This is a genomic window from Actinosynnema sp. NPDC059335 (assembly GCF_042752395.1).
GTDB lineage: Bacteria > Actinomycetota > Actinomycetes > Mycobacteriales > Pseudonocardiaceae > Actinosynnema.
Window position 1 is genome coordinate 5,245 of sequence record NZ_JBHYXZ010000149.1, and the last position, 14,971, is coordinate 20,215.

At 76.3% G+C, this 14,971-nt stretch carries 8 protein-coding genes and 1 pseudogene; all 9 read left to right on the forward strand.

Annotation, left to right across the window (positions count from 1 at the left end):
* Positions 1–155: 155 nt before the first annotated feature.
* Positions 156–683: pseudogene (locus ACFXGA_RS32535) on the forward strand (condensation domain-containing protein); the annotation flags it as partial.
* A gap of 73 nt (positions 684–756) precedes the next feature.
* Complete coding sequence (locus ACFXGA_RS32540; RefSeq protein WP_378094615.1) at positions 757–2,565, forward strand: non-ribosomal peptide synthetase; 1,809 nt, start codon at positions 757–759, stop codon at positions 2,563–2,565.
* Positions 2,566–2,602: 37 nt separating this feature from the next.
* Positions 2,603–2,812 (forward strand): MbtH family protein, encoded by a 210-nt coding sequence (locus tag ACFXGA_RS32545; RefSeq protein WP_378094617.1) that lies wholly within the window; start codon positions 2,603–2,605, stop codon positions 2,810–2,812.
* 49 nt (positions 2,813–2,861) lie between these two features.
* A complete protein-coding gene (locus tag ACFXGA_RS32550) occupies positions 2,862–4,178 on the forward strand; it encodes an MFS transporter (protein WP_378094619.1) in 1,317 nt (438 codons plus the stop codon).
* Between the two features lie 13 nt (positions 4,179–4,191).
* Positions 4,192–4,995 carry a thioesterase II family protein gene (locus tag ACFXGA_RS32555; RefSeq protein WP_378094621.1) on the forward strand — a complete coding sequence of 268 codons (804 nt, stop codon included), beginning with the start codon at positions 4,192–4,194 and terminating at the stop codon, positions 4,993–4,995.
* Positions 4,996–5,031: 36 nt separating this feature from the next.
* On the forward strand, positions 5,032–6,204 hold the full coding sequence (locus ACFXGA_RS32560; RefSeq protein ID WP_378094623.1) for a hypothetical protein: 1,173 nt from the start codon (positions 5,032–5,034) through the stop codon (positions 6,202–6,204).
* A 48-nt stretch (positions 6,205–6,252) separates the two neighbouring features.
* A complete protein-coding gene (locus tag ACFXGA_RS32565; protein WP_378094625.1) occupies positions 6,253–6,453 on the forward strand; it encodes a hypothetical protein in 201 nt (66 codons plus the stop codon).
* A gap of 32 nt (positions 6,454–6,485) precedes the next feature.
* On the forward strand, positions 6,486–7,652 hold the full coding sequence (locus ACFXGA_RS32570; RefSeq protein WP_378094627.1) for a cytochrome P450: 1,167 nt from the start codon (positions 6,486–6,488) through the stop codon (positions 7,650–7,652).
* Positions 7,653–7,695: 43 nt separating this feature from the next.
* Positions 7,696–14,971, forward strand: a 7,276-nt coding sequence (locus ACFXGA_RS32575) for a beta-ketoacyl synthase N-terminal-like domain-containing protein (RefSeq protein WP_378094629.1), incomplete at its 3' end; no start/stop codon positions are given.

Here is a 14,971-nt window from a genome sequence, read left to right on the forward strand (position 1 = left end):
CGCTCCCCCGCCCGGCGCCCGCCCCTCCGGGGGGCGGGGGCGGGGGGGGGGGCCGGCGGCCACGCGCCGGCCCACACCCCGCCCCGCCCCGGGGCGCGCGGGCCCGCGACGGCGACGTGCACCAGCTCGTCTGCGAGGACGACCTCCTGGCGGGCATGGCCGACCTGATCGCCCAGGAACGGCTCAGCCCGTTCATGACCTGGATCGTCGCCTACGCGGCCGGGCTGGCCGCGCTGACCGGCGAGCGCGACCTGGTGATCGGCATCGCCGCCTCGTCCCGCACCGCGGCGCACCGCGGCGAGATCGGGATGTTCGTGGACCCGGTGCCGCTGCGGCTGACCCTCCCGGAGGGGATCACCGCCCGCGACCTGGCCCAGCAGGTCCGCCGCGCGATGGCCGAGGCGCTGGCGCACCGGGGCGTGCCGTTCCAGACCATCGTGGAGGACCTGGGCCTCGGCGGCGACCCGTCCCGCGCGCCGCTCGTGCAGGCCGGCCTGACCTACCTCGACGCCTCGGGCTGCGCGCTGCGGCTGGACGGCCTGTCGGCCGCCCGCGAGCTGCTGCCGACCGGGACCGCCAAGTACGAGCTGCTCTGGTCGGTGACCCGGCAGGCGAACCGCACGATCGCCGAGTTCGAGTACCAGAGCGCGCTGTTCTCCACCGAGAAGGCCGCCGACCTGCACGCGAGCCTGATGGCCGACGCGCGGGCGGCGTTCGCCCGCCCCGACGCTCCGCTGCGCATCCCGGACCGCCCCCGTGACGCCGCGTCGACCGCGGCCGGCGCCGGACGGGCCGCGGCGGGCACGCGGCGGCCACTGCCCGAGCGGATCCGCGCGCGCGCCGGGGCGCCCCCCCGCGGCCGCGCGACCCTCCCCGCACTCGCGCTCGCGCGCGGTCGCCATCGCCACCGGCCTGCGCGCCGCCGGGCTGCGCCGCGGCGACGTGGTCGCCGTCCCGGTGGCGCGCTCGCTGGACTCGGTGACCGCCTACCTGGGCATCTTCTACGCCGGCTGCGCCTACCTGCCGCTGGACCCCGACCAGCCCGCGGGCCGGCTCCGCACTGCGGTGCGGGGGGTGGCGGACGCGGCGATCGTCACCGGCGACGCGCCGCCGCTGCCGCCGGAACTGCCCGTGCTGCCGCTCCGGCGGCTGCTCGACCACGCGGGCGGCGACCCCGACCCGGAGGTGCCGGTGCGGGTGGTCGGCGAGGACGCCGCCTACCTGATCTCCACCTCCGGCTCCACCGGCCGGCCCAAGACCGTGGTCGTGCCGCACCGCGGGATCAGCCGCCTGGTGCCCGACGCCGAGGGCATCGCCTACCACGCCACCGACCGCGTCTCCCACCTGTGCAACCCGGCGTTCGACGCCTCGATCCTGGAGCTGTGGGGCGCGCTGGGCTCCGGCGCGGTGCTCGTGGTCGGCGACAAGCAGGACGCCCTGTCCCCGGCGCGGTTGAGCGCCTTCCTGCAACGCGAGCGCATCACCGTCCTCGGCCTGCCCACCGCGCTGCTGCACACCGTGATCGACTTCGCCCCGGCCGCGATGCGCGACGTGCGGTTGCTGATGTTCGGCGGCGAGAAGGCCGACGAGCAGCGCCTGGCCCGCCTGCTGGCCGACCGGCCGCCGGCCCGCGTGGTCAACGTCTACGGCCCGACCGAGAACACCACGGTCAGCACCCTGCAACGGGTCACCCCGGCCGATCTCGACCCCGGCCCGCTGCCGATCGGCCGCGCCGTCACCGGCTCGACCGCCTACGCGCTCGGGCCGGACGGCGAACTCGTGCCGCCCGGCGTCGAGGGCGAGCTGTACGTCGGGGGAGAGGGCCTGGCGCTCGGCTACCACGGCGACCCCGCGCTCACCGCGGCGTCGTTCGTGCCCGACCCGTTCGACCCCGACGGCGGCGGCCGCCTCTACCGCACCGGCGACCGGGTGCGGCCCCTGCCCGACGGGTCGTTCCGGTTCGTCGGCCGCACCGACGACCAGGTCAAGGTCCGCGGCTTCCGGGTGGAGCTGGGCGAGATCGAGCACGCGTTGCGCGCCCTGCCGGGCGTCACCGACGCGGTCGCCTTCGCCCGCCCCACCGCCGACAGCGCCGAGCTGCTGGCCTGCGTCACGGTCGAGGAGGGCACTTCCGACACCGCCGGGCTCGCGGACCGCCTGCGCGCGACCCTGCCCGACTACATGATCCCGGCCGTCGTCGTCACCGACCGGATGCCGCTCAACGCGAACGGCAAGGTGGACCGCGCCGCGCTGCTGGCCGCGCTGCCCGACCGGGTCCCGTCGCCGGAGTCCGCCGGACCGGACCCGGCGCGGCCGGCGGACCCGGTCACCGAGGCGGTCACCGCGCTGTGGTGCGAATCCCTCGGCACGACCCACGCCCGCCCGGACGACAGCTTCGTCGCGCACGGCGGCCACTCCATCAAGGCGCTCAAGCTGCTGGCCCGCGTGGACGAGGCGTTGGGCGTGGCGGTGGACCTGGCCGACTTCCTGGCCGAACCCACCCTGCGCCGGCTCGTCACCGCGGTCGCCCGCGACCGCGAGCCGACCGGCCCCACCCCCGGCTGATCACCGAACCACCCGAACCACACCGAAAGGACCCGCCATGACCGAGTCGACCGCCACCGCGGACCAGTACGACGTCGTCGTCAACGACGAGGAGCAGTTCTCCATCTGGCCGGTGGGCCGTCCCGTGCCGGCCGGGTGGAACGCGGTCGGCGTGAACGGCACCCGCGAGGCGTGCCTGGAGCACATCGACCGGGTGTGGACCGACATGCGGCCCAAGAGCCTGCGCCTGGCCATGGGCGAGAACTGACCGACCATCGGGCCGGTCCGGTCGCACCGGCGGCACGGAGGGGATTCTCATGTGGACGCTTCTGCGCGGCAACCCGCGCTTCCGCAGGTTGTTCATCTGCGGGACGGTGACGAGCTTCGGTGAGACGGCCGTCTACCTCTCGCTCGCCATCTGGGTGAAGGACCTGACCGGGTCCAACGCCGCCGCGGGCGCGGTCTTCCTCGCCCTGACCGTGCCCGGCCTGTTCGCGCCGCTGCTCGGCCACGTCGTGGACCGGGTCAGCCGGCGGCGGCTGATGATCGGCATGGACCTCGGCATGGCCGCCGTGTTCCTGGCGCTGCTCGCGGTGCGCGGCGTCGAGGACGTGTGGATCGTCTACGTGGTCACCTTCCTCTACGGCGTGTACTCCGCGAGCCCCGCGTCGTCGGCGCTGCTGAAGGACGTCCTGCCCTCCGAGGACGCGGCCACGGCGCGGTCGCTGATCCTGGCCGTGGGCCAGGGCGTGCGCATCGTGTCCCCGGCGATCGGGGCCGGCGTGTACGTGGCGTTCGGCGGCGGGGCGCTCGCCCTGCTCGGCACCGGCACGTTCGTGCTGGCCGCCGTGCTGCTGATCACCATCCAGGTGACCGAGTCCGAGCCGGAGCCCGCCGGCGAGCCGCTGCGCAAGGCCGTGGTCGCCGGGTTCCGCTTCGTGCGCGGGGTGCCGTTGCTGCTGCGCCTCTCGCTCACGGTGGTGGCGTTCATGGCCGTGGTCGGCCTGCTGGAGACCGCGATCTTCGCCGCCAACGAGGGCCTGGGCCAACCGGCCGCGTTCCTGGGCGTGATCACGTCGTTCCAGGGCGGCGGCTCGGTCGCGGGCGGGCTGCTCGCGGGCGGCGTGGTGAAGCGGTGGGGCGAGATCCGGTCCACCTGCGCCGGTTACGCGCTGATCGCCGCCGGCCTGCTGCTGTGCCTGCTGCCGGGCGTGCCGTTCTTCCTGGCCGGCGTGATCCTGTTCGGGCTGGGCCTGCCGTTCGTGATGGTCGGCCTGGGCACCGCGCTGCACCTCTACACCCCCGCCCGCATGCAGGGCCGGGCCAACGCGGCGGTCAGCAGCGTCACCGACGCCGTGCAGGCGGTGTCCATCGCGGCGGGCGCGGCGCTGATCGGCGTCCTGGGCTACCAGGCCATGTACGCGATCATGGCGGCCGTCGCGGTGCTGTGCGCGGCCTCGCTGGTCGTGCGACGCCTGCCGGTGCCCGAGGTCGCCAAGTCCGTGGCGGACCAGGACGACGAGAGCGCGGACGACACGCCGGGCGTGCCCCGGGGGGTCGCGGTCACCGACGGCGTCGCCCTGGCCGAAGCCGCCGACGCCGGTCCGGGCCCCGAACCGAAGCTCAACCGGTAGGGGAGGAGGAACCGTGCACCCCACCGCACCCCGCCCGCGCGCCGGCGGCTGGATCGTCGGCCCGCCCGCCGGGCGCCCGCCCGCCCTGCGGCTGTTCTGCCTGCCGCACGTCGGCGGCGCGGCCTCGGCCTACGAGCCGTGGCGCGGCGCGCTCGGCGAGGACGTCGAGGTCTGCCCCGTCGAGCTGCCCGGTCGGCAGACCCGGCTGCGGGAGCGGCCCGTCGACCGCCTCGGTCCGCTGGTGGACGCGCTCGCCTCGGCGCTCGGGGACGAGCTGGACGTGCCGTACGCGGTGTTCGGCCACAGCCTGGGCGCGCTCGTCGCGTTCGAGCTGGCCCGGGAACTGCGCCGGCGCGGCGCGGGGGAGCCGCGGGTGCTGTTCGCCTCCGGCGGCGCGGCGCCCCGGCTGCCGAGGCTGCGGCGACCGGTGCACGACGCGCCGGACGACCGGGTGATCGCCCTGCTCAAGACCCTGGGCGGGCTGCCGGACGACGTGCTGGACGAGCCGGAGCTGCTGCGGCTGTTCCTGCCGACGATCCGGGCGGACTTCGCGGTGTTCGAGACCTACGAGTACCGGCCCGAGCCGCCGCTCGCCTGCCCGGTGGTGGTGTTCACCGGCCGTGAGGACGTCGAGGTGCCGCCCGCCCGGGTCGCGCCCTGGTCGGCCGAGAGCACCGGCCCGTTCGCCTCGCACGTGCTGCCCGGCGGCCACTTCTTCGTCCACACCGCGCGGCCGGCGCTGCTGGACCTGGTCCGCGCCGCGCTGGCCGAGCACGCGCCGCGCCCGCTGGACGCCCACGGAGCCACCCACCAGTAAGTGCCCCGCACGGGCGCACGCGGAGGAGTCACCCACATGCCGGACTATTCGATCACCCTCTCCCCGGAGGTCCCCGGGAGCATGGCGGAGGAGCTGGCCAAGCGCGTCTACTACGCCGCGGCCGAGATCCACCGGTTCAGCCTCGTGCGCGGACCGGGTGGCGAGGTGCGGGAGGTCGAGGTCTCCACCGCGGACGGCGCCGACCCGGACGAGATCGGCCGCAAGCTGAACCTGGTGGTGCGGCGGGACGTGCTGCCCCAGGGCGAGGTCGCGGACGTGCCGGTGGTGTGGCAGTCCATGGCGATGCCGCGCCCGTCGCGCGTCACCTTCGCCGACGTCGAGGACGCCGGGCTGGTGACCCGCATGGGCGACGGCGCCTACGCGGCGAGCGGCGCGCTGGCGCGGCTGCTGTCCGCGCTGGACGAGCGGGTCCGGGCGCTCGCCGTCGACCGGTTCGGCGCGGTCGAGAACCACTACCCGGCGCTGATCCCCACCGACGTGCTGCACAGGGCCGGCTACTTCGACTCGTTCCCGCAGTTCCTCATGACCGCGGGCCGGTTCCACTCCGACGCCGACGTGTACCAGGGGTTCGCGGCGCAGTTCGAGGCGGCCGACGACAAGGCGGCGTTCATGGACGGCCGCACCGGGCACACCGGCTACTGCCTGTCGCCCACGGTCTGCTACCACACCTACCACCAGCTCGCCGGGACGCGGCTGCCCGCCGAGGGCCGCGTGCTCACCGCCTCCGGCAAGATCTTCCGCTTCGAGTCCCGCTACCACCGCACGCTGGAGCGGCTGTGGGACTTCACCATGCGCGAGGTGGTGTTCCTCGGCAGCCGCGGCGCGGTCGCCGAGCTGCGGCAGGCCCTCGTGGACGCGGTGTGCGCGCTCGTGGACGACCTCCGGCTCGCCGGCCACCTGGAGGTGGCGAACGACCCGTTCTTCAGCAACGGCGCGACCGCCAAGCGGGTCATGGTGCAGCGGGCCCTGAAGATGAAGTACGAGCTGCAGATGCCGGTGGTCGAGGACCGGACGATCGCGGTCGGCTCGTTCAACCTGCACGGCGCCAAGTTCGGCGAGGCGTTCGGCATCACCACGCCGGACGGCTCGCCCGCGCACTCCGGCTGCATCGGCATCGGGATGGAGCGGATCGCCTACGCCTTCCTGTGCCGCCACGGCATCGACCCGTCCGGCTGGCCGGAGATCTGAGGCGCACACCCCCGCGCCCACGCCGATCACGTCATGGAGGACCCCGACATGGTGCACCCAGCGTCCCGGAGAGCACGCACGTCCGCGCGGACGGCGGGCAACGGCCCGACCGTGCCGTTCGTCGTGGCCGGGGTCCACGGCGCGATCGACCCCGCGGCCGGGATCCCCGGCCGTCCGGGGACCTCCGGGCCGCCGGTGGAGGCCGCCGCGCCGGCGCGGCGCGAAGCCGAACGCCGCACCACGGCATGACCGCGAACACCGCAGCGGAGAGGAGCACGCGAGTGGGACAGGAGCACGGTGTCGACCACCTGGGGCCGCTCCCCGCGTTCATGGCGCCGGGTGACGGCGGCGTCATCCCGATCGTCACCCCGGTGGGGGACAAGATGTGGCTGGTCCGCGACTACGCGCTGGGCCGCCGGCTGCTCGCGGACCAGCGGTTCAGCCGGGCGGAGGCGACCCGGCCGCACGCGCCCCGGTTCAACGACGCCCAGCCCGCCGCGGACGCGTTGATGAGCATGGACGGCGCCGAGCACGCCCGGCTGCGGCGGATCGTGAGCGGCGCGTTCAGCACCCGACGGGTCGCCGCGCTGACCGCGTCCGTCGAACGCCTCGCCGACGACCTGCTGGACGCGCTGGCCGCGGCCGGGCCGGGCGCGGACCTGGTCGAGGGCCTGGCCAACCCGCTGCCGATGTCGGTGCTGTGCTCGATGCTCGGCGTGCCGGCCGAGGACGCGCCGGCGTTCCGCGACCGGGTCGAGGTGCTGTTCGACATCTCCGCGAGCACGCCCAGGGAGAAGTCCGGGCGTCGCCTGGAACTGGTCGAGTACATGGGCGAGCTGATCGCGCGCAAGCGGCGGGCCGACGACGAGGACCTGCTGACCGACCTCATCGCCGCGCAGGACGAGGGCAGGCTGTCCCCGGGCGAGCTGCTGACCCTGGGCCTGACCCTGCTGATGGCCGGGTACGAGACCACGGTCGGCCAGATCGCCCTGTCGGTCCTCGCGCTGCTGTCCGAACCCGGTGCGTGGGAGCACGCGCGGGACCGGCCGGACCTGCTCGACCCGCTGGTGGACGACCTGCTGCGGCTCACGCCCTCGACGCCGCTGAGCTTCCCGAGGGTGGCCGTCGAGCCGGTGCAGCTCGGGGCCGTCACCGTCCAGGCCGGCGAGGCGGTGGTCGTCTCGCTGCTGCACGGCAACCGCGACCCGGGGACCTGGGCGCGGCCGGACCGGCTGAGCCCGGAGGAGCACGGCGAGGTGCACCTGACGTTCGGGCACGGCGTGCACCGCTGCCTCGGCGCGCCGTTGGCCCGGCTGCAACTGCGGATCGTCCTGCAACGCCTGCTCGCGCGCTTCCCCGCGCTGCGCGTCGCGCCCGGACCGGAGTCGGTCGTCTGGAAGGAAGGGCTGTCGATCCGCGGCCTGGCCCGGCTGCGGGTGCGGTGGTAGCGCACCCCGCGCCGGACGACCGAAGCGAGTGAGGAGTCAAGCCGTGAACACGCCCCGCGTCCCCCAGCAGTCGGCCGTCGCCGTCGTCGGTTTCGCGTGCCGCTTCCCCCGTGCCGCAGGCCCGGCCGAGTTCTGGCGGTTGCTGGCGGACGGGGCGAGCGCCATCGGCGACGCGCCGAGCGGCCGGTGGGAGGGCGTCCCGGGGCCGCGGCGCGGCGGGTTCCTCGAGTCGGTCGGCGAGTTCGACGCGGAGTTCTTCGGCATCTCGCCCCGCGAGGCGGCGGCGATGGACCCCCAGCAGCGGCTCGTGCTCGAACTGGTGTGGGAGGCCGTCGAGGACGCGGGCGTGCCGCCGGAGGCGTTGCGCGCCACCCGCACCTCGGTGCACGTGGGCGCGTTGCGCGACGACTACGCGGCGCTGGTCCACCAGCGCGGCGGGGACGCCGTCACCCAGCACACCATGACCGGCGTCAACCGGGCGATCATCGCCAACCGGGTCTCCTACCACCTGGGGCTGCGCGGGCCGAGCGTGTCGGTGGACACCGCGCAGTCGTCGTCGCTGACCGCCGTCCACCTGGCCTGCGCCGGGCTGCGCGGCGGCGAGGCGGACCTGGCCATCGCCGCCGGCGTGAACCTGAACCTGCTGCCCGGCAACGTGGTGGCGGAGCAGCGCTTCGGCGCGTTGTCGCCGGACGGAGCCACCTACGCGCTGGACGCCAGGGCCAACGGCTTCGTGCCGGGCGAGGGCGGCGGCGTGGTGGTGCTCAAGCCGCTGGACCGGGCGCTGGCCGACGGCGACCGGGTGCACGGCGTGATCCTGGGCAGTGCGCTGAACAACGACGGCGCGACGCCGGGCCTGACCGTGCCCAGCGCGGACGCGCAGCAGGCCGTGCTGCGGGAGGCTTGCGCGAACGCCGGGGTCGCCGCCGACGCGGTGCAGTACGTCGAGCTGCACGGCACCGGCACCCCGGTCGGCGACCCGATCGAGGCCGCCGCCCTGGGCGCCGCGCTCGGCGCGGGCCGGGCCGCCGGTGAGCGGCTGCGGGTGGGGTCGGTCAAGACGAACATCGGCCACCTGGAGAGCGCGGCCGGCATCGCCGGGCTGATCAAGGTCCTGCTGAGCATCCGCCACCGCACCCTCCCGGCCAGCCTGAACTTCGACACCCCCAACCCCCGGATCCCGCTGGACCGGCTGGGCCTGGAGGTGCAACGGGAGCGGACCGCCTGGCCGCACGACGACCGCCCGCTGGTGGCCGGGGTCAGCTCGTTCGGGATGGGCGGCACCAACTGCCACGTCGTGGTGGGCGAACCGCCTCCGGCCGGCGGCGACGCGAGGGCCGTCGAACGGCCGGCGTCGGCGCACGCTGCGACCGAACCGGCGGCGCCCGGCCCGCAGGCGTCGGAGCCCATCGCGGGCGGCTCGGCGGCAGGGCAGCCCCCGGCGGTTCCGGGCGCGGGCCGACCCGAGTCCGCAGTGCCGGCGGCGGGGCAGCCTCCGGCGGAACCGGCGGTTCCGGGCGCGGGCCGGGCCGAGTCCGCGGTGCCGGCGGCGGGGCGTCCCCGGGCCGAGCCGGCGGCTTACGGCGCGGGATCGGCCGTCCTGGTGTGGCCGGTGTCGGGGCACACGCCGGCGGCGCTGCGGGCGCAGGCGGAGCGGTTGCGGGAGTTCGTGGTCCGACACCCCGAGCACTCGGCGGACGCCGTCGGTCGGGCGCTCGTCACCACCCGTGCGACGTTCGACCACCGAGCCACCGTCGTTGCGACCGACCGCGCCGGCCTCCTGGACGGCCTCGCCGCGATCGCGGCGGGCACGCCGGCGGCCGGTGTCGTGTCCGGCGTGGCCGAACCCGGACGGCTCGGGTTCGTGTTCACCGGGCAGGGCGCGCAGCGCGCGGGCATGGGCGCCGGCCTGTACGCCGCCTTCCCGCGCTACGCCGAGGCGTTCGACGCGGTCGCCGCGGAACTCGACCCCCACCTGCCCCGACCCCTCGCCGACGTGATCGCCGAAGGCGGCGCGGAACTCGACCGCACCGGCTACACCCAGCCCGCCCTGTTCGCGGTCGAGGTCGCGTTGTTCCGGCTCCTCGAATCCTGGGGCCTGCGCCCGGACCACGTCGCCGGCCACTCGATCGGCGAGATCGGCGCCGCGCACGTCGCCGGCGTGCTCACGCTGCCCGACGCGGCCCGCCTGGTCGTCGCCCGGTCCCAGCTGATGCAGGACCTGCCGGAGGGCGGGGCCATGGTCGCCGTGCAGGCGACCGAGGACGAACTGCTCGACCTGCTGCACGCCGAACCGGACCTGGCCGTGGCCGCCGTCAACGGCCCCGACGCCGCGGTGGTCTCCGGTGACGAACAGGCCGCGCTCCGCGTCGCCGCCGCACTCGCCGCACGCGGCCGCAAGACGAAGCGGCTCGACGTCAGCCACGCCTTCCACTCGCCGCGCATGGACCCGATGCTCGACGCGTTCCGCACCACCGCCGCCACCCTGGCCTACGCCCCGCCGACCATCCCGGTCGTCTCCACGGTGACCGGCCGAGTGGCCACCGCCGACCAGCTCACCTCGCCCGACTACTGGGCCGAGCAGGTCCGCCGCCCGGTGCGCTTCCTCGACGCCGTCCGCACGCTGGCCGCCGAGGGCGTCACCACCCTGCTGGAACTGGGACCGGACGGCGTCCTCTCGGCGCACGCGCCCGCCGAGGTCGTGGCCGCGCCGCTGCTGCGCGCCGACCGCCCGGACGTCACGGTGGCGGTGGAGGCGGTGGCCCGCGCCCACGTGCGGGGCCACGCGGTCGACTGGACGGCGGTGCCGGGCGACCACCCGACCCCGGCCCGCGTCGAGCTGCCCACCTACGCCTTCCAGCGCCGGCACCACTGGTTCGACGCGGAGACCACCACCCGCCCGGCGGAAACGCCCCACGACGCCGGACAACTGGTTCGCGCCCACATCGCCGCCGTGCTCGGCAGCGGTCCGGGCGAGCGGGTCGCCGAGCACAAGACGTTCACCGACCTGGGGTTCAGCTCGCTGATGGCCACCGAGCTGCGTACCGCCCTGGCCGCCGCCACCGGCCTGCCGCTGCCCGGCGGACTCCTGTTCTCCTGCCCCACGCCCGCCGCGCTGACCGCGTTCCTCGCGGCCGAGCTGACCGGAGCCACGCCCGAGACCCGCCCCGTGGCCCGCGCCCGGGAGGACGACCCGGTGGCGATCGTGGGGATGGCGTGCCGCTTCCCCGGCGGGGTCGCCTCGCCGGAGGACCTGTGGCGGCTGGTGGCCGACGAGGTGGACGCGGTGGGCGACTTCCCCGCCGACCGCGGCTGGGACCCCGACCTGTTCGACCCCGACCCCGGCAAGCCGGGCCGCAGCACCGTGCGGCACGGCGGGTTCCTGCGCGACGCCGGCGGGTTCGACGCCGCGTTCTTCGGCATCTCGCCGCGCGAGGCCGAGGCGATGGACCCGCAGCAGCGGCTGCTGCTGGAGACGGCCTGGGAGGCGGTCGAGCGGGCCGGGGTCGACCCGCGCTCGTTGCAGGGCACGTCCACCGGCGTCTTCGTCGGCGCGACGGCCCTGGAGTACGGGCCGCGGATGGCCGAGGCGTCCCGGCACGCGCACGGGCACGTGCTCACCGGCACGACCACCAGCGTCGCGTCCGGCCGCATCGCCTACCAGCTCGGCCTGCACGGGCCGGCGATCACCGTCGACACGGCGTGCTCGTCGTCGCTGGTGGCGCTGCACCTGGCCGTCCGGTCGCTGCGGTCGGGGGAGTGCGACCTCGCCCTGGCGGGCGGCGTCACGGTGATGTCCACGCCCGGCATGTTCGTGGAGTTCTCGCGGCAGCGCGGGTTGGCGCCGGACGGCCGCTGCAAGTCCTTCGGCGCGGGCGCGGACGGCACCGGGTGGTCCGAGGGCGTGGGCCTGGTCCTGGTCGAACGGCTGTCCGACGCGCTGCGGCAGGGCCACCGGGTGCTGGCCCTGGTCCAGGGCAGCGCGGTGAACCAGGACGGCGCGTCCAACGGCCTCACCGCGCCCAACGGCCGCGCCCAGGAAGCGGTGATCCGCACCGCCCTGGCCGACGCGGGCCTCGCGCCGTCCGATGTGGACGCCGTGGAGGCGCACGGCACCGGCACGGTGCTGGGCGACCCGATCGAGGCCGAGGCGCTGGCCGCGGTGTACGGCGACAGGCCCGCGGATCGGCCGCTGTTCGTCGGTTCGCTGAAGTCCAACATCGGCCACGCGCAGGCCGCCGCGGGGATCGGCGGCGTGATCAAGGTGGTCGGCGCGTTGCGGACCGGCGAGCTGCCGCGCTCCCTGCACGCCGACGAACCCACCCCGAGGGTGGACTGGGACGCGGGCCGCCTGGCGCTGCTGCGTCGGGCGCGGCCGTGGCCCGAGGTCGACCGGCCGAGGCGGGCGGGCGTGTCCTCGTTCGGGATCAGCGGGACGAACGCCCACGTCATCCTGGAGCAGGCCCCGGAGCAGGCACCGGACCCCCGGACCGGCGACGCGCCCGGCACACCCGTCCCGTGGGTGCTGCACGCCCGCAGTGGGACCGCGCTGCGCGCCCAGGCCGCCCGACTGCGCGCCCACCTCGACACGTCCGGCGCGGACGCCGCCGACATCGGCCTCGCCCTGGCCACCACGCGCACCGCGTTCGAGCACCGCGCGGTGGTCGTCGGCCGCGACGCCACCGACCTCCGCGCCGGCCTGGACGCCCTGGCCGCCGGGCTCGACGCGCCGACCGTGCACCGGGGTTCGGCGGCCGACGCGGGCCGCACCGCCTTCCTGTTCACCGGCCAGGGCGCGCAACGCGTCGGCATGGGCCGCGGGCTGCACGCGGTGCACCCCGTCTTCGCCGCCGCGTTCGACGAGGTCTGCGCCGCCTTCGACGGCCTGCTCGACGTGCCGCTGCGGGACGTGGTGTTCGCCGAACCGGGCACCGACCACGCCGACCTGCTGCACCGCACCTCCTACACCCAGCCCGCCCTGTTCGCCGTCGAAACGGCGCTCGTCCGGCTGCTGGCGCACCACGGCGCCGTCCCCGACCTGCTGGCCGGGCACTCGATCGGCGAGGTCGGCGCGGCCCACGCCGCCGGTGTGCTGTCGCTGCCCGACGCGGCCCGGCTCGTCGCGGCCCGCGGCAGGCTGATGCAGGCAGCCCCGGCCGGCGGCGCGATGATCGCGATCGAGGCCGAGCCGGACGAGGTGCGGGACTCGCTGGACCGCCTGTCGATCGCCGCCGTCAACGGCCGCCGCTCGGTGGTGGTCTCCGGTGACGCGGACGAGGCCGAACGCGTCGCCGCGCGGTGGCGCGAGGCCGGCCGCCGGGTGCGCCGCCTCACCGTCAGCCACGCGTTCCACTCGCCCCACATGGACGGCGTGCTCGCGGAGTTCCGCGCCGTCGTCGCCGGGCTCGACCTCCGCGCGCCCACCATCCCGATCATCTCCACCGTCACCGGTGAGCGCGCCACCGCCGACCGGATGACCTCGCCCGACTACTGGGCGCGGCAGATCCGCGACACCGTCCGGTTCGCCGACGCGGTGCGCACGCTCGCCGCGCTGGACGCCACGGTGTTCCTCGAGATCGGCCCGGACGCCGTCCTCGCCCCGGCGGCCGCGGGCCTGCTGGACGACGGCGTCACGGTCGTGCCGCTGCTGCGCGCGGGCCACGACGAGGTGGAGACGTTCGGCGCGGGCCTGGCCACGGCGTACGCGCACGGCGCGCCGTTGCGCGCGGACACCTTCTTCCCCCGCGCGACCCCGGCCCCGCTGCCCACGTACCCGTTCCAGCGCGAGCGCTTCTGGCACGTGCCGGCCGCGCGGACCGACGCCCGCGCGCTGGGCCTCGACCCGGCCGACCACCCGCTGCTGACCGGTGTGCTGGACCGCGCCGACGGCGTCGCCGACGTGCTCACCGGCCGGATCTCGGCGTCCGAGCACGCCTGGCTCGCCGACCACGCGATCGGCGGCGCCACCCTCGTGCCCGCCACGGCGCTGCTCGACCTGGCCGCCGCCGCGGGTGACCGGCTCGGCGTCCCCCGGGTCGGGGAGCTGACCCTGGAGACGCCGCTCGACCTGTCCGCGCACGCCTCCCTGCGACTCCAGGTGGTGGTCGCCGAGGCGGACGCGCACGGCCGCCGCGCCTTCACCGTCCACGCCCGCCCGGACACCGGGGAGACGTGGACCCGCCACGCCACGGGGGTCCTCGACCCGGCCGGCGACCCGACCGGCGCCGCCGACACCTGGCCGCCCGCGGACGCGACGCCCGAACCCGTTGACGACGCCTACGCGCGCCTGGCCGAGCGCGGTTACCACTACGGCCCGGCCTTCCAGGGCCTGCGCGCGCTGTGGCGGTCCGGCACGTCCACGTTCGCCGAGATCGCCCTGCCCGAGCCGCTGCGCGCGGACGCCGACCGCTACCGCGTGCACCCGGCCCTGCTGGACGCCGCGCTGCACGCGCTGGTGCTGCACGCGGAGGCCCCGGACGACCGGATCCTGCTGCCGTTCAGCTGGAACGACGTGACCCTGCACGCGACCGGCGCGACCGGGCTGCGGGTCCGCAGCACGCCGAACGACGACGGCACCACGACCCTGGAGCTGGCCGACCCCGGCGGCGCGCCCGTGGCCACCGTCCGGTCGCTGGCCCTGCGCCCCGTGCCCCGGGCCCGCCTCGGCACGGCCGGCGTGGCCGACGCGCTGTTCACGGTCGAGTGGCCGGTCGTCACCCCGGCCGAACCCGCCACCGCCGCCGGATCCGCCGCCACCGCCGCCACCGCCGCCACCTCCGGGACCGTCGGGACCGTCGGGACCGCCGGGACCGTCGCCGCCGCGACCGCCACCGCTGGCGTCGACGTCGTGACCATCCGCGCCGACCGGCCCGACGCGATCCGCCACGTGCTGCACCGGGTCCGGGAAGGGCTGGCCGGGGACCGCACGCTGCTCGTGGTCACGCACAACGCGGTCGCGGCCCGTCCCACCGACGAGATCGACCTCGACACCGCCGGCGTCTGGGGACTCGTCCGCTCCGTGCAGTCCGAGCACCCCGGCCGGGTGCTGCTCGCCGACACCGACGACCCGGCGGCCGACGTCCTGGCCGCCGTCGCCACGGGGGAGCCCCAGGTGGCGATCCGGGACGGCGCGATCCACGTCCCCCGCCTCGTCCGCCGCCGCCCGGCCACCACACCCGCGCCCCGGCTCGACCCCGCCGGCACGGTGCTGATCACCGGCGGCACCGGCGGCCTCGGCGCGCTCCTGGCACACCACCTGGTCACCGCGCACGGCGTGCGGCACCTGCTGCTGGTCAGCCGGAGCGGTGGGGCCGCGCCCG